Source organism: Herminiimonas sp. GW821-FHT09C12 (assembly GCF_059416385.1).
Map to the genome: position 1 here is coordinate 583,580 of NZ_JBWKPC010000001.1, position 26,554 is coordinate 610,133.

23 protein-coding genes and 1 tRNA gene are annotated in these 26,554 nt (G+C 51.1%); 11 read left to right on the plus strand and 13 right to left on the minus strand.

All coding sequences use genetic code 11. The features are described from left to right. Nucleotides 1–100: 100 nt before the first annotated feature. Nucleotides 101–820 (minus strand): DsbC family protein, encoded by a 720-nt coding sequence (locus tag AC07N2_RS02725; protein WP_494776896.1) that lies wholly within the window; start codon nt 818–820, stop codon nt 101–103. A gap of 37 nt (nt 821–857) precedes the next feature. Beyond that, nucleotides 858–2,051: a UbiH/UbiF family hydroxylase gene (locus AC07N2_RS02730; RefSeq protein ID WP_494776897.1), complete on the minus strand. Its 1,194-nt coding sequence runs from the start codon at nt 2,049–2,051 to the stop codon at nt 858–860. A 124-nt stretch (nt 2,052–2,175) separates the two neighbouring features. On the opposite strand from AC07N2_RS02730, the gene AC07N2_RS02735 reads away from it, so the two are divergent. Then, nucleotides 2,176–2,251 (plus strand) — tRNA-Phe (locus AC07N2_RS02735). A 103-nt stretch (nt 2,252–2,354) separates the two neighbouring features. Here AC07N2_RS02735 and AC07N2_RS02740 read toward each other — a convergent pair. Beyond that, complete coding sequence (locus tag AC07N2_RS02740) at nt 2,355–5,252, minus strand: right-handed parallel beta-helix repeat-containing protein (RefSeq protein WP_494776898.1); 2,898 nt, start codon at nt 5,250–5,252, stop codon at nt 2,355–2,357. 846 nt (nt 5,253–6,098) lie between these two features. Here AC07N2_RS02740 and AC07N2_RS02745 point away from each other — a divergent pair. Both AC07N2_RS02745 and AC07N2_RS02750 read left to right on the plus strand, forming a co-directional pair. After that, nucleotides 6,099–6,518 carry a YidB family protein gene (locus AC07N2_RS02745; RefSeq protein ID WP_494776899.1) on the plus strand — a complete coding sequence of 140 codons (420 nt, stop codon included), beginning with the start codon at nt 6,099–6,101 and terminating at the stop codon, nt 6,516–6,518. A gap of 171 nt (nt 6,519–6,689) precedes the next feature. Continuing rightward, entirely contained in the window at nt 6,690–7,004 is a 315-nt protein-coding gene (locus tag AC07N2_RS02750; protein ID WP_076592555.1) for a PsiF family protein, read from the plus strand. A 228-nt stretch (nt 7,005–7,232) separates the two neighbouring features. On the opposite strand, the gene AC07N2_RS02755 is transcribed toward AC07N2_RS02750, so the two are convergent. Further along, on the minus strand, nt 7,233–7,409 hold the full coding sequence (locus tag AC07N2_RS02755; protein WP_157889152.1) for a hypothetical protein: 177 nt from the start codon (nt 7,407–7,409) through the stop codon (nt 7,233–7,235). Between the two features lie 435 nt (nt 7,410–7,844). Here AC07N2_RS02755 and AC07N2_RS02760 point away from each other — a divergent pair, with 435 nt between their 5' ends. The 7 genes from AC07N2_RS02760 to prmC all read left to right on the plus strand — a co-directional run bounded on the left by AC07N2_RS02760 (nt 7,845) and on the right by prmC (nt 16,321). Beyond that, the gene (locus tag AC07N2_RS02760) at nt 7,845–8,534 is read left to right on the plus strand and encodes a response regulator transcription factor (protein ID WP_011979443.1); all 690 of its coding nucleotides are present in this window, start codon (nt 7,845–7,847) and stop codon (nt 8,532–8,534) included. A gap of 33 nt (nt 8,535–8,567) precedes the next feature. After that, nucleotides 8,568–9,995, plus strand: coding sequence for a FecR family protein (locus AC07N2_RS02765; RefSeq protein WP_494776900.1), 1,428 nt, complete (start codon nt 8,568–8,570; stop codon nt 9,993–9,995). 6 nt (nt 9,996–10,001) lie between these two features. Next, nucleotides 10,002–12,389 (plus strand): CHASE2 domain-containing protein, encoded by a 2,388-nt coding sequence (locus AC07N2_RS02770; RefSeq protein ID WP_494776901.1) that lies wholly within the window; start codon nt 10,002–10,004, stop codon nt 12,387–12,389. An 82-nt stretch (nt 12,390–12,471) separates the two neighbouring features. Continuing rightward, on the plus strand, nt 12,472–13,761 hold the full coding sequence (gene hemA, locus AC07N2_RS02775; RefSeq protein ID WP_494776902.1) for a glutamyl-tRNA reductase: 1,290 nt from the start codon (nt 12,472–12,474) through the stop codon (nt 13,759–13,761). A gap of 109 nt (nt 13,762–13,870) precedes the next feature. Continuing rightward, nucleotides 13,871–14,953: a peptide chain release factor 1 gene (gene prfA, locus AC07N2_RS02780; RefSeq protein WP_494778100.1), complete on the plus strand. Its 1,083-nt coding sequence runs from the start codon at nt 13,871–13,873 to the stop codon at nt 14,951–14,953. Between the two features lie 58 nt (nt 14,954–15,011). After that, nucleotides 15,012–15,488 (plus strand): disulfide bond formation protein B, encoded by a 477-nt coding sequence (locus AC07N2_RS02785; RefSeq protein ID WP_494776903.1) that lies wholly within the window; start codon nt 15,012–15,014, stop codon nt 15,486–15,488. Further along, nucleotides 15,488–16,321, plus strand: coding sequence for a peptide chain release factor N(5)-glutamine methyltransferase (prmC, locus tag AC07N2_RS02790; protein ID WP_494776904.1), 834 nt, complete (start codon nt 15,488–15,490; stop codon nt 16,319–16,321). The genes AC07N2_RS02785 and prmC overlap by 1 nt, the downstream gene beginning before the upstream one ends. A 2-nt stretch (nt 16,322–16,323) precedes the next feature. Here the strand turns inward: prmC and AC07N2_RS02795 are convergent, their stop codons facing one another. The 6 genes from AC07N2_RS02795 to AC07N2_RS02820 form a co-directional block, all read right to left on the minus strand. Further along, nucleotides 16,324–16,845 (minus strand): TlpA disulfide reductase family protein, encoded by a 522-nt coding sequence (locus tag AC07N2_RS02795; RefSeq protein WP_494776905.1) that lies wholly within the window; start codon nt 16,843–16,845, stop codon nt 16,324–16,326. A gap of 92 nt (nt 16,846–16,937) precedes the next feature. Further along, a complete protein-coding gene (locus AC07N2_RS02800) occupies nt 16,938–18,455 on the minus strand; it encodes a BCCT family transporter (protein ID WP_494776906.1) in 1,518 nt (505 codons plus the stop codon). A gap of 105 nt (nt 18,456–18,560) precedes the next feature. Then, nucleotides 18,561–19,214 (minus strand): BON domain-containing protein, encoded by a 654-nt coding sequence (locus AC07N2_RS02805; RefSeq protein ID WP_494776907.1) that lies wholly within the window; start codon nt 19,212–19,214, stop codon nt 18,561–18,563. Next, nucleotides 19,207–19,803 (minus strand): phosphoheptose isomerase, encoded by a 597-nt coding sequence (locus tag AC07N2_RS02810; protein WP_076592565.1) that lies wholly within the window; start codon nt 19,801–19,803, stop codon nt 19,207–19,209. The genes AC07N2_RS02805 and AC07N2_RS02810 overlap by 8 nt, the downstream gene beginning before the upstream one ends. 55 nt (nt 19,804–19,858) lie before the next feature. Then, nucleotides 19,859–20,230 (minus strand): YraN family protein, encoded by a 372-nt coding sequence (locus AC07N2_RS02815; RefSeq protein ID WP_494776908.1) that lies wholly within the window; start codon nt 20,228–20,230, stop codon nt 19,859–19,861. Nucleotides 20,231–20,240: 10 nt separating this feature from the next. Next, nucleotides 20,241–21,521 carry a penicillin-binding protein activator gene (locus AC07N2_RS02820; protein ID WP_494776909.1) on the minus strand — a complete coding sequence of 427 codons (1,281 nt, stop codon included), beginning with the start codon at nt 21,519–21,521 and terminating at the stop codon, nt 20,241–20,243. 12 nt (nt 21,522–21,533) lie between these two features. Between AC07N2_RS02820 and rsmI the strand changes: the two genes are divergently transcribed. After that, nucleotides 21,534–22,457: a 16S rRNA (cytidine(1402)-2'-O)-methyltransferase gene (rsmI, locus tag AC07N2_RS02825; RefSeq protein WP_494776910.1), complete on the plus strand. Its 924-nt coding sequence runs from the start codon at nt 21,534–21,536 to the stop codon at nt 22,455–22,457. Here rsmI and AC07N2_RS02830 read toward each other — a convergent pair. The 3 genes from AC07N2_RS02830 to mrdA all read right to left on the minus strand — a co-directional run bounded on the left by AC07N2_RS02830 (nt 22,454) and on the right by mrdA (nt 26,554). Next, nucleotides 22,454–23,470 carry a septal ring lytic transglycosylase RlpA family protein gene (locus AC07N2_RS02830; RefSeq protein ID WP_494776911.1) on the minus strand — a complete coding sequence of 339 codons (1,017 nt, stop codon included), beginning with the start codon at nt 23,468–23,470 and terminating at the stop codon, nt 22,454–22,456. The genes rsmI and AC07N2_RS02830 overlap by 4 nt on opposite strands. Nucleotides 23,471–23,534: 64 nt before the next feature. After that, nucleotides 23,535–24,650 (minus strand): rod shape-determining protein RodA, encoded by a 1,116-nt coding sequence (rodA, locus tag AC07N2_RS02835; RefSeq protein ID WP_494776912.1) that lies wholly within the window; start codon nt 24,648–24,650, stop codon nt 23,535–23,537. Then, nucleotides 24,647–26,554, minus strand: coding sequence for a penicillin-binding protein 2 (mrdA, locus tag AC07N2_RS02840; protein WP_494776913.1), 1,908 nt, complete (start codon nt 26,552–26,554; stop codon nt 24,647–24,649). Before mrdA ends, rodA begins: the two co-directional genes overlap by 4 nt.

Genomic DNA, 26,554 nt, shown 5'->3' on the forward strand with positions numbered 1-26,554 from the left:
ATAGAAATGATGAACGCGCGCCATTTCCATCATCGGAATACTGCTCAGAAATGAAAACGGCTACGCAAGCGTAGCCGTTTTCAATATTGCCAAATATTTTTTACTTTATAGTCGCCAATTTAGCTTCCAGACCTTTTGCATCAATTGCGCCAGGAATGCGTGAGCCGTCGGTGAAGATGATGGTTGGTGTACCAGTAACACCCATTCTTTGTCCCAATGCCAACACTTTTTCATGCGGCGTTGTGCATTTATCGGACGCAGGAGCTGGCGCTTTTCCATTCAGCATCCAGTCGTCCCACGCTTTATTGCGATCTGCTGAACACCAAACATTGCGTGATTTAGCGATCGAGTCCGGCGACAGTATGTTGTACATGAAGGTGTAGACAGTAATGTCATTGATACCTTCCAGCGTTTGACGGAAGCGTTTGCAGTAGCCGCAGTTCGGATCTTCAAATACCGCGATCACACGCTTGCCATTACCTTTGACCTGCTTCATCGCAGCGTCCAATGGCAGATCACTGAAAGCAACCTTGTTGATTTCTTCTAGGCGTGCTTTGGTGTAATCCTGATATGTCTTGGTATCGACTACGCGGCCGATGAACAAAAATTGTGCTTTTGCATCGGTGTAAATGATGTCGCCATTTACTTGCACTTCATACAAACCGGAATAAGGCGTTTTGGTTACCGATGCCACTTTCGCATCGCTACCCAAGCGTGGCTCAATTGCTTTGCGCACCGCTACTTCTTGTGCCGTTTCAGCAAAGGCGCTGACAAAGACCAAGCCCAACAATGCCGCTGCTGCAGCCTTGATTATTTTCATATTACATTCCGTTAAGATTTTTCAGATGGGAGTGGTATTACAAAGACTTTCCCAGTGCGTGCCCAATCAGGCGTCTTTTTAAGACTGGCAACTTGTTCACCAAGTTCAATCCTATATTGCGTACAACTCGCAAAGGCTCCAGATCAGCACCAAACAACCGAGCCAAACCATCGGTTGCCAATTGCATCAACAGTATATCTTCCTTGCGTGTACGTGCATAACGCGACAACACGCGCGCATCACCGCAATCGCGGTGCATACCGCGCTCAGTGACTGTTTTGATCAGTGCGGCGACATCGGCAAAACCCAAATTCATCCCATGTCCTGCCAGCGGATGGATCACATGCGCGGCATCACCAACCAGCGCAATGCGCGGCGCAGTAATGGTATGCGGACGTATCAAGGACAGCGGGAATGACTTCATCATCTCTGGTTGCAAAGGAGATAAGGTGCCGAGTTGTTGCGTCGACAAATCTGTTACCCGCGCGGCAAGTTGCGTGAGCGATTCTTTTGATAATGTCTCGGCCAAGGTCTCCGGCGCCGACCACACTAGTGACACGCGTTGTCCCGGCAATGGTAAGAGTGCAATGATGCCCTCTGCTGCGGAGAACCATTGATACGCCACGCCATGATGCGGTTTTTCACAAGCGAAGTTGGAAACAATGGCGCGCTGACCATAAGGCCGATAGTCGAAATCGATATTGCACTGCGCACGCACCCACGATTGTCCGCCGTCGGCCCCAACTAATAACTCCGCCGCAAGCGTATCGCCATTGGCGAGCTGCACGCGCGCACTGCTGTCGTTTGCTTGCAGGCTGACCGCACGTCCATGGACGATCTGTACATTCGATGCGAATTTCAAGGCAGCATCGAGCGCTTGATTCAAATTACGGTCTTCAACTATCCATGCCAATGTGCCAACGCGTGCGCCATAGGCATCAAATGCCAACTCACCGGCAGTGGCACCATCGCCATGCACCACCATGGAATCAACAGGTTCTACGCGACTTGCATCGAGCGCATCCCACACTTTCACGGAAGACAATAAAGTCTGCGCAATATGATTTACCGCATAGACCCGCACATCCCACTCTTCTTTTGCGACGGAAGATGCAGTCGACGCAGCAGGGCTCAACAAGCTGACCTTCAGTCCAGCCTGCGCAAAACCAAGCGCAGCGGCTTTACCGATGGCGCCATCGCCAATAATACAAACGTCGCTTTGCACATGCATAAAGCCAAATCCGTGAAAGAAGAGGGAGGAAATTACTGAAGCACGCTCATTATAGCGGCTGAAAATAATTCAAATTGCACATACCTCTTGCAGACTTCAATAGTTTTGCTATAATTGCGCGCTTGGCCTGGTAGCTCAGTCGGTAGAGCAGAGGATTGAAAATCCTTGTGTCGGTGGTTCGATTCCGCCCCGGGCCACCAAAGCATTCAAATAGAAACGCCTCATGTTTTCGCATGAGGCGTTTTTTATTGTCGGCTTCTTTTACGGAAATGTTTTCTCCGTAAATGCAGCACGAGTCATGCATCAATATACTTCCCGCATATAAATCACCGGACCGCTTTTATAAACGCCAAAAGTCGCGCGCGCGCCGGGATCGTCGTCAAACAAAATTTGCGACCAACGCCCTTGCAACCAGGGTTGTGCTGCAGAAGTCACGGCCGTACATGCAATTCCTGCTGGCGGCGCAGTATCGGGCCCCAAATCAACACAGACATCCACACTACCGTTACTCGCTGGCGCAGGTGCCGGCCTTGTCAATACAATGCGACCAACACCCTGTCTGAGCGTGCTGCCATTCGCCACATGCGTTGCCACCGGCATATTGTTCACATTAACACCACCCACATAAGCACGGAACGCCACATTAGCCGCAGCAACGGTGGTGCAGTTATCGGCCGCATTCGTGACAAAGTTCGTACCATTCCAGAAATCGGTTCTGATAGGCAGCGACAAATTCAACAACTCCGAACCGTTGGCATTGTCCATCCGCATTCTGCCGTAACGGAACTGGTTTCCTGAATCAAAGGCAATGCCGGTAGCCGCATTACCATCAAAAGTAAGCGTGTTAGAAACGATTTTGCCGCCCCCATTCACTTCTCCGTGACCAGTCACCACTTCTGCAATACTGACTTTCAAAGAAATATTTGCGTTAAATGGTACTCTGGGTAACGCGGGATCACGTTGAAATGCCAGCTCATCTGCAGAATTGATCTCAATGGTGCCCGTACCATTCGCCTTAAAAAAGGTAACAGGGCCCACCACAGCCACACGATTAAGCTCAGGGGAAACTGGTGAATAAACCTGATCAATCCCTGCATCAGTCAATGTCCACAATGTATTCCTGTAATTGCTAGTCGTGCCATCATCGGCATTCTGCGCCGTAAGGGTAATTTTCGGCGGAGTCTTATATTTGAATGGCTGACCAATATAAGTAAAGGAACGTGTATCAGTACAAGTCGCATTGAAGGTCTGGAATACCGGAATAGTATCCACCGTCAGTGAGAAATGATCCGGCACAAAACGCCCGACAAATATCTGATCGCTGGAAATAGTATATTCAGCTACAGACGAATCATTGATATCAACATTGGCAAATTCGGAGTCTGTCAGTGTGAGATCAAAACTCCCGACCTCTGAATACTTTGCATCATTTGATATCGTTGTCCCCAAACTCCCTAAACCATCCCATACTGTCGTGGTTAACACACCATTTGTACAAGTCGGTGTCGGCAATGTGCAGGCAATGGTTGCACTTGGTCTACCGGTGTAATTACTTGTTGTAACCGCAGCGGTATTGACTGCCGTCGCACTGAGAGTAAAAGGCTGGCCTGCTTTATGCACATTGCCGCCGGTCACCGCACTATTGGCCAAGGTTCTCGTCGTGCCCGACGTTTTCCAATCACCATCTTTTGCAGAAACGTTGATGAACTTATCGGGACGAATGGCAAAATTATCCGTCGAACACGCAACCGTAGTCGCCGTACCGGTCGCAGGATAACTCAGCCGCACACGCACATCGCGATACACATTAGGCACAGCAGCAATAGCGACGTTTTTCCGTCCGGCATTTGCGGCTGCGAATGTCATGACTTGCGAAGTAAGCAGCGTTGATGAAGCCGGGCAATTGACGGCATCCAATGTACCGTTCCAATCTACATTACCAAGCAATTCGACTTTCACATCCCCGACAAATCCTGTCTCTACTGCCGTTTTTGCGGCATTCAATACAATCACGTCCAAACCGATTGCGGCACCAGCAATTTTTGTCTTGATCACGCCAGTGATTGCAGCAGCGGCAGTCGACGATTCAAATGCGTTGAATCCTCCCACTGTCGCTGCCGTCGGTATCCCTACATAACAATTACTGGTTACCAAAGGACAGTTGGGAAGCGACGATGTAAATGTCGCATAAGTACCATTGTTGCAATTGGCCGGCGCTGCATAGTTACCGCTAAAATCGCGTGCGCTGCCGGAATAGGACGCTGTGGCACACGGTGCCTGATAAAAACAGCTTCTGTTCACATGGCTGGATGAATCAGGATTCGATTGGAGATTAACGCCATAGTTACCATTGCCCTTGATGATGGAATTCTTCAGCGTCACACTCTCTGCGTTGTAATTGAAAGACAAACCGTATCTGGTCGCAGAATTGACGCAAATATTGTCCGCAATAACCTTGCTGGAGCGAGAAACCTCCAACCCATCCACGCCTGCACTATTGATCGTGATGTTCTTTAAGTTATGAACACCAGCTGTTGTTCCATAGTCCAAATTGATGGCCGTTGCGTTAGCCGATTTGGCAAGCACGCCATCAAGCGTCACACTGCTCGGATTACTGATGTTGAGCGCAACACCCTGCGAGCTGATGCTGGCGGTTTTTATTGAAGAAACATCATACAGAGCTATCCCTGCACCACCGGCTGTGACTGTCACGGACTGCATGGAAACAAGACCACGATCGGCCTTGATACCGTCTCCTGTACTCGTGACCGTCACTGTATTAAATGTATGCGCCCCATTTGCATTGGAAGTCAACTCAATGCCATTGCCACCGTTCGATGTGACGACAACAGTATTGAAGGTCAACTTCCCGGAAAGATCGACATACATTCCTCTTCCCGATTGTGATGTCAACGTCAGATCTTTAAATGAATGGGGCTGCGCATTCTCCACATAATTCATCTGAAAAGCAGTCTTTTGAGCAGTAACCGTCATGTCCTCAAAAGTTGCCTTGTACTTACTGCCGACAGTGATACCTACCCCGTTGGATGAGGAAACATTGATCGCCTCCATCGAGTCAACGCCGCGCGCCGCAACAATGCCATCGTCAAAACTATTAACCGTCACAGTATCGAAAACATGTGCGGCATCTGCGTTGTATCCCACATTGATACCGCTGCCTGCACTACTGATGATATTCAATTGCTTGAAAGTATGCGGGCCACCGGTTTGCAAATAGATGCCGGTCCCTCTTGCCGTAATCGCCAGATCCTGGAATGTATGCTTCCCTACGCCATTGTTGTAATCGTTGGCAATCGCTGCATTACCACTGCCGGTAGACGTAATCGTCAGATTTCTCAACGTGGCGTTTTGCCCGCTGATCGTGAATACGGTCGCACTATTGTTGATCTTGACGTCACTTCTATTGCCGGTAGACGAACGTATCGTCAGATTGGATTGTGTGAAGGTAAGGGACTCGTTGTAAGTACCCGGACAGATAACGATTTGATCGCCGTTCCCTGCTGCGGCTAGCGCAGCGGCTATCGTTGAATACGTTGCGCCGCTTGCGCAAACATTCCGTGTCGCTGCATGGGACGAAACATTGATGAACAACAGAAGGAGAAATAACGCGTTGATTAATTTTTTCATGGTCCCTATCTTGATGGGCTGACGATGCCATTCCTCATTCAAGAACTCTCTGCGTTGCCGTACGGAAAAATCAGAATATTGAATCCGCCATTTGGTAAATAAAATGACGCTTACGACCCCGATGCTAGATGCTTGCGAGAAACAAGTCACGGCATTTTAACAGCGTGCAAAGCCGCACCTGGCTTCTGTCTCCAATGTGCCGACAAATGTAAAACCTGCATTCTCGCCCGCTTTACTTTGCATCTTCCTGCGTTCCTGTTTTCTCCATACTCCACACCATCACTGGTCAAAAAGGAAGTCTCCAACAGACGCTTGTTTTGATCTAGTATGGCTGGATGGGTTGTTCAGGCGCCCATATCGTGCCGACTCGGTACGTATTTATCGCCATTTTTGGAGGATATGATGGGATTACTCGATCAACTGACAGGACAGGTAATGGGTTCGCTCGGCGGGCAGAATAGTGCCGGTACACAGGGTGATTTAATGAGTAGCGTCATGGGACTGGTCGATGGCGCAGGCGGCGTTCAAGGGTTACTGGAAAAACTGCAAAACGGGGGCTTGGGCGACCAGGTCGCGTCATGGATAGGCACCGGTGAAAATCAACCGGTCTCTGCCGATCAAATCAAGAATGCGCTGGGAGAAGACAACGTCCAGCAAATTGCGCAGCAAGCAGGTGTAGAACCAGAGCGCGCCTCAGCTGGCTTGGCAGAACTTCTGCCACAAATTATTGACAAACTCACACCAAACGGGCAAGTTCCAGAAGGTGGTGATCTGTTGCAACAAGGTTTAGGCATGCTGAAGGGAAAATTCTTCGGTTAGCGTTATTGTTGGGAGCAGCAGACAAACAAATCTGCCTCTCCCGACAAAGTTGATGCACCAATCGTCAACTGAATAGAGTTCCAAGTCGTTGTAGTCTAGGCAGCATGGTTGTAGTCACACCAATACTTAATAAAAAAGTGTTTCCCAATGACCCTTACTTGCGAGGTTCCAATGAATAAGCTTCTAGCCCTAGTCATTTCAAGCGCATTTGCCACCTGTGCATTCGCCGCCGATCCTGCCCCAGCAGCTCCTGCACACGAAAAAACCGCTCAACAAACGAAGATGGCAACCTGTAACAAGGATGCCGAAGGTAAAAAAGGCGATGACCGTAAAGCATTCATGAAAGATTGCCTCAGCAGCAAACCAAAAGTCAGCGCAGCACAACAAGCGCAGCGCGACAAAATGGCAAGTTGCAACAAGGATGCCGAAGGCAAAAAAGGCGATGACCGCAAAGCATTCATGAAAACCTGCCTGTCGAAAAAATAATTTAATCCTCGTCTCAAAAACAATGGGCGGAACTGCATGCAGTTCCGCCCATTTTTATTGCAGCCCACATGTTCGCATGGCTATACAAGCACTTCATCGCGAACATTGAACGGAGCATCGCGTCTGCAAGGTCAGAATGACCGGACGCGATTAAGATAAACGGTATGGCCTTATGAACCTGAATTGATTCATGCAGCCTCACTTTCTAAAGCAAACTTGTCACCAAACTCAAGATGCTTCCAGACTAAACAATATCTCGATCAGAGATACGCAACCCAAAGTCACGATAGGCGCACCGACGACAAAAGCAGCGATGGGAACAAGATCGCCATCTTCATCCATTTTTTTAGCGCTTGAGCGTGTAACGTGAGGTAGATGCCATGAATCAAAGACATGCAGTTTCATGATTGCCTCCAGTTAGTTCTAAGGTGAGCTTCCTCGGATACTGCGTTTTCAGTATAGGAAATGCTGCGGAACAAGCAATATTCTTTTGCAGAAATATCTGCTCAAGATAAAAAATGTGACTCCAATGAGTTCACAATTGCGTATAACTACAAGACACACATTTTGCTTTTGCGCGAGAATAAACGCGTCGTAGTACCAGCAATAAATGTTCGTTATTCGGCGTTAATCACTCATCTCGCAGTGAGATGAAGGTAATTTCTATCACTTCATGTCGTCAGAAAAAGACTGACATGATGCAAAAAAACAATAAATGATCGGCATTCACCCTCGTATTTTGTGAAATATTGTCACATCGCAATCATTGAAGACCCAGTAGGGGAATACTTTGTTAAATTAGAGCAACGAAATACAACCCGCTATTCAAGCGATAAAAATATGCGAATTGCCGTACTTGATGATGACCGCAGCCAGACAGACTTAGTCTGTCAAGTGCTCAGCGCCGCCGGCCACTTCTGTCACCCGTTCCAAAGCGGTAAGGAATTGCTGAATCAGTTACGCCGTGAGAGCTTCGATATGCTGATTATCGATTGGCAGGTTCCCGATTTAAGCGGTGCCGATGTATTACGCTGGGCACGCGAAAAATTGCCTACCAATTTGCCTGTCTTGTTCATGACCAGCCGTTCCGGCGAAGATGACATCGTGGCGGGTCTGGCCGCTGGCGCCGACGATTACATGATCAAGCCGATACGCCGTGGCGAGTTGCTGGCACGCGTACAGGCTTTGTTACGCCGCGCTTATCCAAGTCAGAATCCGATCGAGCAGATCCAATTTGGCAACTTCATCTTCGAAGCGCGCACTGGCCGTTTGACCATGTCCGGCGCACCGATTGAGGTGACACAGAAAGAATTCGATCTCGCATTGCTGTTCTTCCGCAATCTGGGCCGCCCATTGTCGCGCGCTTATATTCTGGAAGCAGTGTGGGCACGTGATGTTGAAATTCCATCGAGAACCATGGACACACATGTCTCCAGAGTCCGGAGCAAGTTACAATTGCGTCCAGAGCATGGTTTTCGGTTGGCTCCAGTGTATAGCTACGGCTACCGCTTGGAGCAGATGACGGGTTAAGCAAGGCGCACCAGGGTTGCGCGGAGAATAGACATGCGCATTACCCTTCATACATTGATGTTGGTTATGGCACTGACGATAGGGAATATCCCTATCGCATGGTCAGCTATACCCATACAAGCTCCAGGCAGTATTGATGTCCACCCATCCGGCATCACTTACTACGCACAAGCAGGCGACACGCTCATATCGATCGCCCAGCGCCTTACGACCAAAACCGGCAATTGGGTTACGCTCGGCAGCATCAACCACATCAACAAAGACAGCAACATTCCTATCGGCACGGCCATAGCGATTCCAGCGGATCTCTTGGCAGAGGACCCTACTGAAGCAAGCGTCATCGCCCGCAATGGCAATATCACCGCAACAACCGCCGACGGCAGCGTGACCGTCATAGACATCGGTAGCAAAATTGTCGAAGGCATGCGCATCAATACCGGCATCAACAGCTTCCTGACCATTGCGCTAGCAGATGAATCACGCATCTCAGTACCTTCCAATAGCAGCGTCCTGCTCACCAAACTTCGTAAATCTCGCTACACCGGCAGCCCCCGTACCGAAGTCAAATTATTACGGGGAAAAGTTGTATCGCGTATCTCTCCATTAGATGCCAACAAAGGACGCTTTGAAGTGCGCACGCCTTCATCTGTCGCTGGTGTACGCGGTACTTATTTCCGCGTCGGCCTTGATGGCAAGAATGTAGCAACGGAAGTACTACGTGGCCGCGTCGTCGTAGGCTCACCACGTACGCCGGAAACCCGCATGCTCGATCTGGCGAAGGGCAATATCATCGCCAGCAATTCCATCGGACGCGCCGTCGATTTATTACCGGGACCCCAATTAGCAGGTATGCCATACAGACAAGATGGTGCGGCACAATTTTCTATCGAGCCTATCAATGGCGCCCGTGCTTATCATGTACAGCTCTCGCAAGATGCTGAAGCATTGCACCTGCTGGCCGAAGCGAAAAGCAAGATGCGCGACGTCACCATCGAGAATATTGCAGAGGGAAATTACTTCGCCCATATATCTGCAATCGATAGCTTGGGATTAGAGGGTATGCCTAGCACCATTGCCGTCACGATCAAAAATCGTATTGATCCCATCAAAGAATTACCGATTCAAGCTGCACCATCAGTCTCAAATAATTACAGCAAGGAATTGGAATTACGTTGGCAAGGATCGGCGACGCAAAAGTACAACGTGCAAGTCGCGCGCGATGTGGAATTTAGCTGGCTCTTGTTTACAAGCAGCGTCATCGGCAACGAGATCAAACTACCGCGGCCATCATTTGGTACTTATTTCGCTCGCGTACAAAGCGTCAATGCCGATGGCAGCACCAATCCATTTTCGTCCGCACAAACCTTGATCGTCACGGATCAATGGATCATCAACGACGGCCACCCATTACGTGCGAAAGAAAGCTCGCGCGACACCTCCCGCTCAGCAGATCGACGCTAAGTTTCGATGAAGATACGTTGGCTTTCCCCGTTCGTGCGGCGCCTCGCATTGCGCGAATGGCTGATGCTATTCATCGGTCTGCTAGCCCTCGCCCTCGCACTGGGCTGGCAGAATGGTCTGGGACGACTCGATCAATCTCTGTATGACTTCTTTGTCTCGGTCGACAGCAAACCCGTACGCGATGACATCATCATCGTTGCCATCGACGATTACAGTCTGTCGCAACTTGGTCGCTGGCCTTGGTCGCGTACGCTACATGCGGACCTGATTAACAAACTGAATAAAGCCAAACCGCGCGCGATCGGACTCGACGTCATTCTGTCCGAAACGGAACCACCGCAGCCGGATGGTAGTCGTCCTGGTGATAAAAAACTCTCGGCAGCCTTGATGCAAAGCGGGCGCACCGTACTGCCGGTGGTCATGACGAACGCTGGCCGTGGTCTGACCATCGGTTTGCCGATTCCTGAATTCGCAGAGGCGGCACATGCACTCGGACACATAAATCTGGAACACGATACCGACGGTGTAGTGCGTAGCGTATTTTTATACGAAGGTCAGAACGGCAAAGTGTGGCCACATTTCGCAGCAGCGTTGTTGGAAACTGGCGAAAACATTCAATACTCCGGTGCGACTACGCCGCAAGTAAAAACCGTCATACCATCATCAATCGATACCGTGCAACGCGGCGATCAAATCTATATCCCGTTTGACGGCAGCATCGGTCATTTTCAATCGGTTCCTTATGTCTCGGTATTACGCGGTGAAGTTGCTGATGAATTCTTCACCGACAAATATGTACTGGTAGGTGCGACAGCGCTCGGTATGGCGGACTCTTATCCAACGCCAGTTTCTGGAAATTCAGGCGCCATGCCTGGCATAGAAATCAATGCGCATGTGCTGGCCAGTTTGCTGGATGGTGACAATATTCATATCGCATCACCATGGCAAACTGCCTTGTTCAATGCCGTGCCAGTCTTCATGGCCTTGCTAGGTTACTTGTTGCTATCGCCGCGCCTGTCTCTCTTTGCGACAGGTATCTGGATGATCATCACGCTCACCGCCAGCTACATTAGCTTGCGCCTGGGTCTGTGGATTGCACCGGCGGCATCCATCATAGTGCTGATCATCTCGTATCCATTGTGGAGTTGGCGACGGCTGGAAGCTGCCATCACCTATCTGGGACAAGAATTTACGCGCCTCGACAAAGAGCCGCATTTACTGCCGGAAGAAATGGCTGCGGCACCAGAAACTGAAATGGCTGACGTGCTGGAGCAGCGCATCACCGCAATGAAAAATGCAGCACGTCGCGTACGCGATCTGCGTCAATTTGTTTCTGACAATCTGGATAATTTGCCGGATGCGACTTTGGTTACATCGATTGAAGGCAGCGTCCTGCTCGCCAACAAACATGCCAACGATTACTACCGCTCCATCGGTTTTGACAATGTACTCGGCGTCAGCATCCTTGATTTATTGTCGCAACTGAAAACGCCGCAACCAGTCGACCTTGCAGCCAATCTCTCTTTCGATTGGCCTGAATTGCTTGATCTCGATCGTGCGGAAGCATTGAGTAACGGCATCTCTGCGCAAGATCACAATGGCCGTGATTTGCTGGTCAAAAGCAGTCCCTGCTACTCGGCAGCCAATCTGCTAACTGGCTGGATCATCAGCGTGCTGGATATTTCGACCATACGCGCCGCTGAACGCAGTCGCGATGAAACGCTGCGCTTCTTGTCACACGATATGCGCGCACCACAGGCATCGATTCTGGCTTTGCTCGAACTGCAAAATGAAGTGTCGTCGGCGTTACCGCAATCAGAACTTTTTGCCCGTATTGAAAAAGCTTCACGCAAAACGCTGGGGCTGGCCGACAACTTCGTGCAACTGGCACGCGCGGAATCGCATGAATATCGCTTGGAAGAAGTCGATTTCCAGGATTTGCTATTCGATGCCACCGATGAAATGTGGTCCTTGGCAAAAAGCCGCCACATCACTGTTCAGATGGAAATCGCCGAAGGTGAATATCCAGTCAAGGTCGATCGCACGCTGATGACACGCGCGCTGACCAATCTGTTGTCCAATGCAATCAACTACAGTCCGGATCACACCAGCATCATTTGTTCAGTCTGGTCACAACAGGAAGGCGATCCGTCTTATGTCATGTGTCGCATCCGCGATCACGGCTATGGCATAGCTGAAGCCGATCAAAGCAAGCTGTTCCACCGCTTCCAGCGTGTCGATTTACCGAACCAACCGCGCCATGATGGCGTAGGATTAGGACTGGTCTTTGTGAAAACCGTAATTGAGCGCCATCAAGGCGATATCAGCTTTAGCAGTCAGGTCGGTAATGGCACTACTTTCACACTCACCTTGCCTTATTGTCACGGTACGTAACTGCCTAGCGGCAACAGTCTCGTGCCATAGTGCAACAGGCTATAATGTAGCGCTATTCAACCCTTGAATATTTGTGCCATAAATGCAACTGCTTGCCGTCGGCCTTAATCACACTACCGCGCCTGTCTCTCTGCGCGAGAAGGTAGCCTTTCCTGCTGACCAGCTTGGTCAAGCGGTGGCTTCCGCACGTAGTTGGTATGGCCGCAGCGACGCGACAACTTATACCGACGAAGCAGCGATCCTGTCGACCTGCAATCGCACCGAGTTATACGCTGCCAGCAATCTGCCCGGCGGCGTGGACGAAGCGATCGATATCACTGCGCACTTCCTCGCGGATTATCACAAACTACCTTACGCAGAATTGCGTCCTTATCTGTACGCACTGCCGCAAGACAATGCAGTACGCCACGCCTTCCGCGTTGCATCGGGATTGGATTCGATGGTATTGGGCGAGCCGCAGATTCTGGGCCAGATGAAAGATGCTGTGCGCCAGGCCGATGCAGCTGGCGGACTCGGCACTTATTTGCATCAAATGTTCCAGCGCACATTTGCAGTTGCGAAGGAAGTCCGCAGCACCACCGAGATCGGCGCACACAGCGTCTCGATGGCGGCTGCGTCAGTACGTTTATCGCAACGCATTTTCGATACGATCTCGGAACAGAATGTGTTGTTCATCGGCGCTGGCGAAATGATCGAATTAAGTGCAACGCACTTCGCCGCACAGAATCCAAAATCCGTGACGATAGCCAATCGCACACTGGAACGTGGCGAAGCATTGGCGCATCGCTTCAATGGTCGCGCCATTCGTCTGGCTGATCTGCCGGATCAACTGGCCAACTTCGACATTCTTATTTCATCGACTGCATCATCGCTGCCTATCATCGGTCTCGGCATGGTGGAGCGTGCAATCAAGGCGCGCCGCCATAAGCCGATGTTCATGGTCGACCTGGCAGTACCGCGTGATATCGAAGAAGAAATCGGCCATCTGGACGACGTCTTCCTCTACACCGTCGATGATCTCGGCACCTTTGTACAAACTGGTGTTGAAAATCGTCAAGCGGCGGTCGCACAAGCCGAAGCCATTATCGAAACCCGCGTGCGTTCCTTCATGCATTGGATAGATGCACGTGCCGTTGTGCCAGTCATTCAAGACTTGCACGAATCCAGCGAAACCATGCGCATGATAGAACTGGAACGTGCGCGTAAATTGCTGGCCAAAGGCGAAGATATCGACGCCGTACTCGAAGCCTTGTCCAAGGGTTTGACAGCCAAATTCCTGCATGGTCCGCAACAAGCGCTGAACAATGCACAAGGCGACGAACGTGCACGCCTCGCCGCATTGCTGCCGCAGTTATTCCGTACCAAGCGCTAGCGACGCTCTTCCTGCTCAGTCTGCCCTTGCGCAGACACACCTGTTTGCATCCTGTCATGCGATGCAATCTACCCAAACTACTCATAGCTATACAAGATTAAAAAATATGATGAAACCATCCATGCTCGCCAAGCTCAATCAACTGACTGAACGCTTGGACGAATTGAATGTGCTGTTGATGCAGGAAGACGTCACGTCCAATATGGACAACTATCGCAAGCTGACTCGCGAACATGCTGAACTAGGGCCGCTTGTCGCTTTATACGGCAGCTACACGCAAGCCGATAACGACATCAAGGATGCGCAAAATATGTTGTCCGATCCGGACATGAAGGAATTTGCGCAGGAAGAAATCACGGCCGCCAAAACGCGCATGGAACAGCTGGAAATCGATCTGCAGAAAATGCTGTTGCCGAAAGATCCCAACGATGATCGCAATATCTTCCTCGAAATCCGTGCCGGCACCGGTGGCGATGAATCGGCATTATTTGCTGGCGACTTATTACGCATGTACACGCGCTTTGCCGAACGCAATCGCTGGCAGATAGAAATGGTGTCGGAATCCGCATCCGAAGTCGGCGGCTACAAGGAAGTGATCGTGCGCATCGTCGGTTCCGGCGCATATTCAAAATTGAAATTCGAATCCGGCGGACATCGCGTACAGCGCGTACCAGCAACCGAAACACAAGGACGCATCCATACTTCCGCGTGCACCGTCGCCATCATGCCGGAAGCCGATGAAGTAGAAGACGTCAACATCAATCCGGCTGACTTGCGCATCGATACCTACCGCGCCTCGGGCGCTGGTGGTCAGCACATCAATAAAACCGATTCCGCAGTCCGCATCACGCATCTCCCGACCGGCATCGTGGTCGAATGTCAGGATGATCGCAGCCAGCATAAAAACAAGGCTTCGGCATTGAAGGTTTTGGCAGCGCGCATCAAGGACGTGCAGTTGCGTGAACAACAATCGAAGGAAGCGGCAACGCGCAAATCCCTGATCGGCTCCGGCGACCGCAGCGAGCGCATACGCACTTATAATTTCCCGCAAGGCCGCATGACCGATCACCGCATTAACCTGACTTTGTACAAACTCGACTTCATCATGGATGGCGATTTGACCGAGTTGACCAATGCACTGGCAGCGGAGCATCAGGCAGAATTACTGGCGGCGCTCGGCGACGCAAATTGATTGCAACTATTCAGGCAAGTATTACTCTTACCGTGCATCCTTTTTCGAGAATCCACCGATGAAAAACTCCAAACCTGTTTTACTCGCAGTCATCTTTGTTTCTCTAGCCTTGCTGGCAGTTGCACTTTATCTGCAACATGTAGAGAACATGCAACCTTGTCCACTGTGCGTCATTCAACGCTACGCCTTTGCCGCGATTGCCTTGATTTGCATCATCGCCCTGTTTTTGCCACGAGGCGCAGCCAGGTTCGCGACCGCACTTGCCGCTCTGGCATCCATCGCGGGTGCTGGTGTCGCCGGCTGGCATATTTATATCAAGGCACATCCAACCGTATCCTGCGGCATCGATCCACTGGAAACATCCTTGAACACCATTCCAACGGCGAAGTTATTGCCCTTCCTGTTCCAGGCTGACGGTTTATGCACGACTGAATACGCACCCATCATGGGCTTGTCCTTGCCTCAATGGGCATTGGTCTGGTTTGTCGTGATCGCGCTGTATTTAGCCTATGCCGTGTTCCAGAAAAATCGTTGATGCATTCAGTTATTCAAGCGGGCGATACCATCGCTGACATCATGCAGCGCGCACCAGTTGCTCAACTGGAAGCACGCATCTTGATTGGGTATGTCACAAAGCTATCGCGCGTGCAGTTGATTACACACTCTGAACGTCAATTGAACCTGGCGGAAGCACAACAACTCTCCCGTCTGTTTGAGCGACGACTCGCAGGCGAACCGATCGCCTATCTGACCGGCGAACGCGAATTCTACGGCTTGTCTTTTGACGTCACTCCAGCCGTTTTAATCCCGCGTCCCGACACGGAATTACTGGTTGAACTGGCCTTGCAATATCTGCCACCGCAAGGTCGCGTGCTGGATATGGGCACAGGCTCCGGTGCCATCGCCATTGCCATTGCGCATACGCGGCCAGACGCGAGTGTCACCGCACTCGATGTCAGTGAACAAGCGCTGGCCATTGCGCAAGGCAATGCCAAGAAGAACAATGCTCAGGTAAGTTTTTTGTGCAGCGATTGGTTCTCTGCATTGGAAAATCAAGATTTCGATTTGATCGTGTCCAACCCGCCGTACATCGTTGCTGGCGATGCACATTTATCCGAAGGTGATTTACGCTTTGAGCCAGTCGATGCCTTGACCGATCATGCGAATGGATTGTCTGCGTTGCAAATCATCAGCCAAGGTGCGGCCTCTCATTTAAAGGCAGATGGCTGGTTGCTGATGGAGCATGGCTACGATCAAGCAGCGGCTGTGCGTCAGCTACTGAGCGAAAATCGATTTGAAGAAGTGCAGAGTTGGCGCGATCTGGCTGGTATAGAACGCGTAAGCGGCGGGAAGAAGTCCCGCCTGTAGCATCAAGCGGCGAGCGCTTTTTCCAGTAGTTGATGCAAGGTGGCGAAATCCGGCTCGCCGACATAACGCTTAATGATATGACCGTCTTTGTCTACCACCAAAGTGGTTGGCGTCAACTTCACGTCGCCGAATGATTTCGCCAGTTCGCCCTGAACATCAAGCGCAACCGTGAACGGCAGTTTGCGCGTCTCGACAAAATTCAACACATAGTTTGCCGGATCGTAAGCCATCGCTACCGCGATGAATTCCAGACCGTTGTCTTTGTACTTGTTATAGGTATCGACCATCTCCGGCATCTCTTTCACGCACGTCACGCATGACGTTGCCCAGAAATTGATCATCACTACTTTCCCGCGCAAATCCTGTGAAGTGATTTTCTTGCCTTGCAGATTGATGAAGGTCACCTCGGGGATCACATCTTTTTTCGACACTGACATATAGCCGACCCCAGCCAGCGCCACAATGATGAGAGCGGCCAGTACTTTGAGCCAAGTACGTTTAGGTGCAGAAGAAGATGCTTGCATGATCGACAATTCGAAAAGTTCAGTGCGCCTATTATAGTCAGGTCGAGCAAATGGCGTATGCCATGCCGATGGCTATCGACATTGGCATGGCTTTATTTCGATATGAGTTGCCGCATGCGCTGCCGCAGCTCTCGCTCGATACGTTGTTCTTCTTTCCAGTCTTCACGTATCGCTCGCCATAGTGATATCGCCATCAGGATCACAACAATGGTAAACGGCAGGGCAAACACTATCGTCGCCGTTTGCAATGCATCGATCCCACCTGCAAGTAATAAACTAATCGCAATACCGGCAATCAGCACGCCCCAGGTAATTTTGACGCCTGCCGAAGGATTAGGCTCACCACCCTTGCTCATCATCCCCAATACAAGTATCGCCGAATCGCCAGAGGTAACAAAAAATACCAACACCAGCAAAGTCGCGATGACCGACATAATCAAACCCAAAGGCATCGCATCCAGCATCGTAAAGAGCGCCGTCGACAAATCCGCCTTGGCTGCCTCCGCAATCGGTATGCCTTGCCAGATTTCCATTTGCAGCGCTGTGCCACCAAAGACCGAGAACCAGATGAATGCAGCAATCGAAGGTGCAATCACTGTCCCTACAATGAATTCACGTATCGTTCTGCCGTGCGATACACGTGCGATGAACAAACCAACGAAAGGCGACCAGGACAACCACCACGCCCAGTAAAAAACTGTCCATTCACCCACCCATTCACTATCGCGGAAAGGCGTCATGCGCAAACTCATGCGCACGAATTCGCTGAGGTAACTACCCAGCGTATTCGTAAAGGTATCGATGATTGCAACGGTAGGGCCAAGCAGAAAAACCATCACGGTCAGCAAAGCTGCAACCAACATATTGGCCGATGACAACCATTTGACGCCCTTTTCAACGCCACTCACAGCAGACAGGATGAAAAGGGTAGCCGCGACCACAATAATGCCAACCTGCGTGTACTTGTTAATCGTCAATCCAAACACTGCCGCCAAGCCGCCGTTGATCTGCATTGCTCCCATGCCAAGCGAGGTCGCCACACCGAAAGCGGTCGCGATCACGGCAAGCGCATTAAACAAACCCGACATGCGCTGTACTGGCCGCCATGGCAAGGCATTGGTCGATTCACTGATCAAGGCAACGCCTTGTCTTCGATACTGGAAGAAGGCAATAGTCAATGCGACTATGCTGTACACCGCCCAAGGATGTATGCCCCAGTGAAAGAAGCTGTAACGCATCGCCGTCCCGGCTGCGTCAGGCGTTCTGGCGATGGTGCCGGGTGGACCTTGCGTGAAATGGGAAAGCGGCTCCGCGACGCCCCAGAACACCAGACCGATACCCATGCCTGCGGCAAACAGCATGGCGAACCAGGCGGGCAGGGAAAACTCCGGCTCGTCGTCATCTTTCCCCAGTTTGAGATTGCCGTAGCGGCTGAAGGCGAGGAAGGCAGCAAACAGTACGAGACCCAGCACTACCCACAGGTACAGCCAACCGAAATTTTTGGTAATCGCCGCCATCGCGATATGGGAAATGGTGCCTAGTGATTCGGGTGAAAAAACACCCCACATGACAACAATCAAGATTAATCCAACCGGAAAAATCAGTTGCATCTTTTCTCTCCCAAAAAGAAAAGCCGTACAGCAATATGCTGCACGGCTTCAATATATCACTCTCGCATTACACCGATACAGGATCGATGTAATCACGATTAACTCTTATTTTTTCTGTTGCGTATCCGATGTGTTGGTCATCTGGCGGTACTCGTCATCACTGATGTATTCAAACACCTTGACGACTTTTTGAACACCGCTCACACCGCGTGCGATCTCAGCTGCCAGATTACCTTCGTTTTCTGTCACACGCCCCATCAGATAAACAATGCCGCGCTCAGTTACCACCTTGATCGCATTTGCATAGAGTGTCTTGTTATCGACAAACGATGCCTTCACCTTGCCGGTGATCAAGCTATCGTTTGAACGCGAACCGAAACCTGAAGCACCCGATACAGCCAATTCATTCACCACCGATTGCACGCCTTCGATGCTGGCAGCTTCGCGGCCAGCCGCTTCTTTAGCAGCTTCGGTAGGTACTTCGCCGGTCAGCAACACCTTGCGATTGAAACTGGTGACATTCACGTGACCAGCTTCACCAACCACACCCGGAATGCGGGCCTCGCCCTTGACCATGATCGCTTTGTCTTCCGTCTGTGCGCCCAGCGTACGACGATCAGTCGCAGCCAATGTGCCAGCAACAACGCCACCGGCCATCATTGCGAAGCAACCTTGCAAACTAACTGCAACTACACCACACACCAAAATCAATGCCAACGGACGTCGTGCTACAACCATGTAACGGTTCAAATTAATCATTCTCATCTCCTCCAAATAATGCAACGTCAATGCCGTCACACAAACAATGTATCGTTAATAAATGTACTTCCTGTATCCGTGCAGTTCGGTCATGCGGAACGCAGATATGGACATCTGCGTCCGTCAGCAATTTGGCTATCGCACCACCGCCTTTGCCGGTCAGTGCGACAACGCGCATATCGCGTTCCAGCGCTGCCTCAATGGCGGCCATGACATTGGCTGAATTGCCGGAAGTCGATAAAGCCAGCAAGACATCGCCGGATTGTCCGAACGCCTGTACCTGCTTGCTGAAGATTTCCTGGTAACTATAGTCGTTACCAATTGCGGTCAAAATGGATGTGTCGGTCGTCAGCGCCATCACCGGCAAGGGCAGGCGTTCGCGTTCAAAGCGTCCCACCAGTTGTGCCGAAAAATGCTGACAGTCTGCGGCCGACCCGCCATTGCCGCACGCAAGAATCTTGTTCCCGTTAGACAGGGCACCGAACATTAGTTCAACTGCTTGTTCAATTGGTTGCGCTAATAACGAGGCTGCCTGGATTTTCAGCTCGGCACTTTCGTGGAAGTGACTGAGGATACGTTGATTGGTCATGATGTGGTGGATTATAGAGTAGTCCATCGCGATGAATCGCGTGGTTCAAAAGAATTCAAGCCTCGATGGCATTTTTCAGCCATGTCATTTTGTTGTCATCAAATGCAATTACATCGAAGCGGCAGGGTGGCGGCATCTTGTAACGCTGCAGATAAATCTGCGCGGCAATGATCAAACGCTTCTGTTTGCTAGCCGTGACACTGGCGGCGGCACCGCCATGGTTTTTGTCCGCACGTTTTCTGACTTCAACGAAAACCAATTCTTTGCCATCTTGCATGATCAAATCGATTTCGCCACCTTTGCAGCGAAAATTACGTTCGACCAGTGTCAAACCTTGTCGCTGCAAATGTGCAAGCGCATCGTCTTCGCCGGCTTGTCCGATTATCTGTTTGGCCGTACGAGGGCGAAGAAAGTCGGGTAGCCGCATCAGCTCAGGCTTATTGCACGTCCAGCGGTTGCACCATGCCTTCGCGATAAATCGCCGGTTGCAATACGCGCTCAAAGTATGGCGCGCCACGGCCGAAGCGCACTGTCAGTTTTCCGGTCACGCCATCGATATCGAAATCGGTTTGCTTGATCGCGACATTCGCAGCAACACGATAAGCATCGATACCCAACGCATACAAACGTTCGATATCCGGGCTGATGCGTTGCTCGTTGTTTTTTGCAAGATGCGGATAAGTCATCACGGCGGCATGGTCAGCTTGCAACTGCCACGGCATATCCACTAAACGCACGCCTTCCAGATCAGTCAGGCGATCAGCATCAGTCCAATCCTTTAGTGCAAATGGATTCAATTGCGACGTACCGTACATCGTCACTTCGCCGCCGATGCCGAGTCGTAATTGAATTGCTTGTGCCGCATCGAGACCGACAAAAATCAAGCCCGGCTTTTCCGCTTGTATGCGTTTTTTCAGTTGTACCAAGGTATTGGCGTTAATGAAGCCACCCGTCATGCCCAGCTCCATGACTTCGGACTGCAGTCCGAGATGGCTCCATTGGGCAGCAAAGGCTTTTACTGCACGCTTTTGCCACGACACATTGGTTGAAATCGCAAAAGCTTTCAAGCGCGACCGCTTCGCACCTGCCCAATTCGCTACCTGACGCGCTTCATCTTCAATCGACAAACCCATCACCAACATATTGGACGGCACGCGTACTTCCACGTCATCCGCGGCATTCAATTGCGTCAACACAATGGTCGGCTTGCTGGTGCTGTTATTTTGGACGATTGCGGCTGCGCCGCTGCGCGTCAATGGCCCTACTACGATGTCATTTTTCGACACTGCGTCCAGATAACCGGACAAGATGTCTTGCGCTGCATCGCCGGTTTCCACCAAATTGACAGTAATGTTCCCCGGTTCATGTTGATAAGCCGCCATGAACCCGGCGCGTACCGCTTCGGCAACCCGCGCCAGGGATTCCGCACGTGTAGGTAATAGCAGGGCGATCCGCACCGGTGGCAATCTGGTTGTCACGACCGGAATCTCGATCGCTTCGACTATAGGCTCATCTATCGGAGCATGCATGGCATCTGGCAACGCCAAATCAGTCTGTGCGAGCTGTATCCTGTCAATCGACGACCTTTGATCTTGAATGCCGAGTACACTGGCAACGCTAGCAGCGGCGGCGCCAGCAGTTGTATTTGCCAGTACAGGCGAGCACAATCCGCTGATGACGCTTGCCAGCACGAACATTCTCGCTAAATTTCCCAACATCCGATTCTCCCAATGACTGATACAAGCAACAGCCTCTCCGCGATCTTGCCGATTATGCATGATGTCTCACAGCAGACCTATCCTTCGGCGACATTATATGTGGTGGCTACACCGATCGGGAATGCGGGCGATATATCGTTGCGCGCTTTGCACACTTTATCCATCGTCGATGCCGTCGCCTGCGAAGATACGCGCAATACTGGTCATCTTCTGACACGTTACGGCTTATCGAAGAATTTGATCGCCGCGCACCAGCATAACGAGCGTGAAGTCGCTGACAAATTGATCAGCCGCTTGCAAGCTGGTGAACGCATTGCACTGGTCTCCGATGCTGGCACACCGGCCGTCTCCGACCCTGGCGCACGCATAGTTGATGCCGTGCGTAGCGCTGGTTTGCGCGTGGTCCCATTGCCGGGTGCATCCGCTGCTGTTACTGCATTGTCAGCCAGCGGCTTACTCAACGACCAATTTTATTTTGTTGGTTTTCTGCCTGCGAAAGCCAAGCAGCGCGAAACCTTCTTGTTCGGATTGAAAGCAATTGCTGCGACCATGGTGTTTTACGAAGCACCGCATCGCATTACGGAAGCAGTCGAAGCATTAGCAGCTGCATTCGAGCCAACGCGACAAATCGTGTTCGCACGAGAATTGACCAAGCTGTTTGAAGAAACGCATCGCTGCACACTGGCCGAAGCCAGCGCATGGATCAATGCGGATGCGCATAGGCAAAAAGGGGAGTTCGTCATATTGCTGGAAGGCGCACCAACTGCCGGCGATCAAGACCAGATCGAAGCAGAGCGCATTCTGACGATACTGCTGCAAGAATGCTCAGTCAAACAAGCCGCGACACTCGCCGCACAGATTACCGGCCAGAAAAAGAATGCCTTGTACGACCGCGCCCTGCAGATGAAAAACGACAGCGATAATTCAAACGATTAACGTTGCACGATTAAGGGTTTATTGACACCTGCTTGTTGTACTTGTGCGGCCGCCGCGGCCGCTTCATCGCGACTGGCAAAGGGGCCGCTATACAGTCGATATAGATTGTTCGACGGCTCCACTTTCAACTGCGGCAAATTCTTCCCTACCTCCTGCGCCAAGCGTACGCGCACCGCTTCAGCATTGGCTACCTGCGAATACGCACCGAACTGTAAATAGAACCCTTTGCTCGGAGCTGCCACAACTTGCGTATCCGCTGGCGTAGTCTGGGTTTGCATCGCAATTGGCTCCAGCGACGTTGTCTCAACGGTAGGGACATGCACTGGCGATGGTGCCGGCGTTGTTACCGCTACAGGCTCATTACTCTTGTTGGCATTGATGCGTTCGATATCGGCAGGCAGTAATCGCTCAACTTCCAGCTCTGCGCTGCCATGCCCGATATAGCCTAGTTTTAATGCCGCGGTATAAGACAAATCAATGACACGGCTCGAATGAAATGGGCCTCTATCATTCACACGTACTATCACCTGCTTGCCATTACTCAAATTCGTTACGCGTGCATACGATGGAATCGGCAAGGTCGGATGCGCGGCCGACATTTGATACATATCGTAAGGCTCGCCGGATGAAGTTTTCTGGCCATGGAATTTCTTGCCGTACCAACTGCCGCGTCCGCGCTGCTTGAACGGCTCTTCATTCACTATCGGCACGTATTGTTTGCCGAACACGACGTACGGTTTATTGCCGCGCTTTGCATACGGCTCTACTCTAGGCTCAGCATCCGGCAAGTTTTCCAAACCATCCGGTATATCTTCGCCCGGACCATCGTCCTTGTAATAGCCGCCACGACCAGAACCGGCTGGCGGTAAAACAGGATGAGTTGAGGAACGTGATACAGATGCAGGCGCTTTGCCTGTCGATGGTGTCGATAGCGGTACGCTGCTGCAACCGGCCAAAACGACGATGAAGAGTATGGATAAAAACTGTACTGCCTTATGCGGGCGAAATTGCATCGCATGCTCCTGATGATGATTGCGCTACAGAAATATCCACAACGCAATCGATGAATCGATCACATCAGCTTTGCATCAACTTCCTGTGCCGCTGAATGCTCATCAAAATGCCGACGCCCAATCCGAGCGTGACAAAGGCGGTGCCACCGTAGCTGACAAAAGGCAAAGGCACACCAACGACCGGAAGAATACCACTGACCATCCCCATGTTCACAAATGCATAGGTGAAGAAGATCAAGGTAATCGCACCCGCCAATAAACGACTGAACAAAGTCGGCGCATTCGCCGCAATGATCATGCCGCGTCCGATCAACAATAAATAGAGGAACAGCAAAATGCAATTGCCGATCAAACCAAACTCTTCCGAATAAACGGCGAAGATGAAATCGGTAGTGCGCTCAGGAATGAATTCCAGATGTGCCTGCGTGCCGTTCAACCAGCCTTTACCGGTAACACCACCAGACCCAATCGCAATCGTCGATTGAATAATGTGAAAGCCTTTGCCAAGCGGATCGGTCGTCGGATCGATCAGTGTCAACACGCGTCCGCGCTGATAGTCATGCATCATCGACCACACCACAGGCAAGCTGGCACCTACCGCCACGGCAGCCGCTACCAGTACTTTCCAGGACAAACCTGCCAGAAAGATCACATAGAAACCTGCGGCCAAGACTAGCAAGGATGTACCCAAATCCGGTTGGCGCATGATCAAGCCAACCGGTGCAATCAAGAGCAAACCGGCAAACAAAAATTCGCGCCAGCGCGTCATGCCTTCGCGCTTCTGGAAGAACCATGCCAGCATCATCGGCATGGCGATCTTCATGATTTCTGATGGCTGCACAATCACGCCGAGATCAACCCAGCGTCGCGCACCGTTACGAATCAAACCAAACTGCGCTACCGCCAACAGCAAAACGATGCCCGTCAGATATAAAGGCACGGCAAAACGCATCAAGGTCTGCGGCGGAATCGCAGCCGCAATCCACATCACGACAAAGGCGATCATGATGTTACGCACATGATCTTCCACCCGGCCCGGGAAATCGATACCGGCTGAATACAGCGTCACCGTTCCCACCGCCAGAATCAAACTGACGATCAAGATCAAGGGACCGTCGAACACTTGAATGTAGGGTTGAACGATTTGCCCAAACGAGCGTTTATTCATCTGTGTGCTCATTCGACGAATTCTTCCTTAGGCTCGTTCTTCGGCTTGACTGGTGCTTTAGTGTCAGGACGTTTACCTAACAAATAAAAATCCATCGCTGCCCTGGCAATCGGCGCCGCCGCTGCGCCACCAAAACCACCATTTTCTACAATGATAGCCAAGGCTATGCGTGGATTGTCTGCAGGAGCAAACGCTGTGTATAAAGCGTGATCGTGATGACGATCCGAGATTTTGCTGGAGTCGTATTTCTCGCCTTTTTTGATCGCAATCACTTGCGCGGTACCCGTTTTGCCAGCAGATACATACTCGGCTCGCGCGAAGGCGCGGGCACCAGTACCTTCTTTATTCACGCCTACCAACGCGTTCTTGATGATGTCGATGTTTTCTTGCTTCAAGGGAATGCGATAGCTCTCTTTCGGCACGGTCAGCGTGCGTTGGCGTGTCGTGCCGTTTTCTATCATCTTGACCAAATGCGGCTTCATCACTATGCCGTTATTGGCCAGCGTTGCCGTCGCATGCGCCAGTTGCAATGGTGTAAATGAGTTGTAACCCTGGCCGATACCGATGGAAATGGTCTCACCTGCATACCATTTCTTTTGCTCCGGCTTTTTATATGCAGCGGCCTTCCATGCTGTCGATGGCAACACGCCTGTACGTTCGAAGCGAAGATCGATACCGGTCTTTTGGCCAAAACCGAAAGGCTTCATGAAATCATGAATCGCATCAACGCCCAGATCATTGGCAAGGACGTAATAGTAGGTATCGCACGATTGCACGATCGATTTATACATATCGACTATGCCGTGCCCGCCTTCTTTATCATCGCGGAATTTATGATTACCAAACCAGAAGTAACCCGGATCGGAAATCGCATCTGATGGTTTGCGTTTGCCTAACTCCAATGCTGCCAGCGCCATAAACGGTTTGTACGTCGAACCTGGTGGATAAGCACCTGACAAGGGACGATTCAGAAGAGGGTGGTCCGGCGAGTTATTCAGTGCATCCCAGTTTTGCTGATCAATGCCTTCAACGAACAAATTAGGATCGAAGGTCGGCATCGATACATAGGCCAGCACGTCGCCAGTCGATGGCTCAATCGCTATCAAGGCACCGCGTCGATCACCAAACGCCTGTTCAACGACCTTCTGTAATTCAATATCGATAGACAGGATCAGGTTGTCACCCGGCGTTGCCGCCGTGCGCGACAAGGTACGAATAGGACGACCACCGGCTGAGACTTCAACTTCTTCGTAACCGGTACGGCCGTGCAACTTGTCTTCGTAATTTTTTTCCAGGCCTTCCTTGCCGATATGCTCGGTGCCGCGATAATTGGTCGCGTCGTCGCTATCGTCTATTTCCTTCGCTTCACGCGTATTGATGCGACCGATATAACCAATCACATGCGAAGCAACTGCGCCCAGCGGATATTGGCGGAACAGGCGCGCCTGGATTTCAACGCCGGGAAAGCGATAACGCTGTGCGGAAAAACGTGCGACTTCTTCATCGGTCAAACGCACCCGAATAGGCGAGCTGGCCAGATTGCGCGATTCTTCCTGCAGCTTCTTGAAGCGCCTTCTATCCTTGGGTTGAATATCGACCAGCGTGGCCAATTCATCGATCAGTGTTTCAAGATCGCCATTGATTTTTGATGGTGTGATTTCCAGCGTGTACGCAGAATAATTACGCGCCAACACAACGCCATTACGATCAACGATCAAACCGCGATTGGGCACCACCGGCACGATAGAAATACGGTTATCTTCCGCCTGCGCTACATAATCATTGTGTTTATATACCTGCAACCAGATAAAGCGGGTCAGCAAACACGCGAACAGAATGAACACCACCACACCGGCGACTGACAAGCGCAGACGGAAGAGTTGTAGTTCGCGTTCGGTATTTTTTAATTCAGTCAT

Coding starts and splice junctions, on each gene's coding strand:
- AC07N2_RS02725 (WP_494776896.1), bottom strand. CDS start 820: ATGAAAATAATCAAGGCTGCAGCAGCGGCATTGTTGGGCTTGGTCTTT.
- AC07N2_RS02730 (WP_494776897.1), bottom strand. CDS start 2,051: ATGCATGTGCAAAGCGACGTTTGTATTATTGGCGATGGCGCCATCGGT.
- AC07N2_RS02745 (WP_494776899.1), top strand. CDS start 6,099: ATGATGGGATTACTCGATCAACTGACAGGACAGGTAATGGGTTCGCTC.
- AC07N2_RS02750 (WP_076592555.1), top strand. CDS start 6,690: ATGAATAAGCTTCTAGCCCTAGTCATTTCAAGCGCATTTGCCACCTGT.
- AC07N2_RS02755 (WP_157889152.1), bottom strand. CDS start 7,409: ATGAAACTGCATGTCTTTGATTCATGGCATCTACCTCACGTTACACGC.
- AC07N2_RS02760 (WP_011979443.1), top strand. CDS start 7,845: ATGCGAATTGCCGTACTTGATGATGACCGCAGCCAGACAGACTTAGTC.
- AC07N2_RS02765 (WP_494776900.1), top strand. CDS start 8,568: ATGCGCATTACCCTTCATACATTGATGTTGGTTATGGCACTGACGATA.
- AC07N2_RS02770 (WP_494776901.1), top strand. CDS start 10,002: ATGAAGATACGTTGGCTTTCCCCGTTCGTGCGGCGCCTCGCATTGCGC.
- hemA (WP_494776902.1), top strand. CDS start 12,472: ATGCAACTGCTTGCCGTCGGCCTTAATCACACTACCGCGCCTGTCTCT.
- prfA (WP_494778100.1), top strand. CDS start 13,871: ATGAAACCATCCATGCTCGCCAAGCTCAATCAACTGACTGAACGCTTG.
- AC07N2_RS02785 (WP_494776903.1), top strand. CDS start 15,012: ATGAAAAACTCCAAACCTGTTTTACTCGCAGTCATCTTTGTTTCTCTA.
- prmC (WP_494776904.1), top strand. CDS start 15,488: ATGCATTCAGTTATTCAAGCGGGCGATACCATCGCTGACATCATGCAG.
- AC07N2_RS02795 (WP_494776905.1), bottom strand. CDS start 16,845: ATGCAAGCATCTTCTTCTGCACCTAAACGTACTTGGCTCAAAGTACTG.
- AC07N2_RS02800 (WP_494776906.1), bottom strand. CDS start 18,455: ATGCAACTGATTTTTCCGGTTGGATTAATCTTGATTGTTGTCATGTGG.
- AC07N2_RS02805 (WP_494776907.1), bottom strand. CDS start 19,214: ATGATTAATTTGAACCGTTACATGGTTGTAGCACGACGTCCGTTGGCA.
- AC07N2_RS02810 (WP_076592565.1), bottom strand. CDS start 19,803: ATGACCAATCAACGTATCCTCAGTCACTTCCACGAAAGTGCCGAGCTG.
- AC07N2_RS02815 (WP_494776908.1), bottom strand. CDS start 20,230: ATGCGGCTACCCGACTTTCTTCGCCCTCGTACGGCCAAACAGATAATC.
- AC07N2_RS02820 (WP_494776909.1), bottom strand. CDS start 21,521: ATGTTGGGAAATTTAGCGAGAATGTTCGTGCTGGCAAGCGTCATCAGC.
- rsmI (WP_494776910.1), top strand. CDS start 21,534: ATGACTGATACAAGCAACAGCCTCTCCGCGATCTTGCCGATTATGCAT.
- AC07N2_RS02830 (WP_494776911.1), bottom strand. CDS start 23,470: ATGCAATTTCGCCCGCATAAGGCAGTACAGTTTTTATCCATACTCTTC.
- rodA (WP_494776912.1), bottom strand. CDS start 24,650: ATGAGCACACAGATGAATAAACGCTCGTTTGGGCAAATCGTTCAACCC.
- mrdA (WP_494776913.1), bottom strand. CDS start 26,554: ATGACTGAATTAAAAAATACCGAACGCGAACTACAACTCTTCCGTCTG.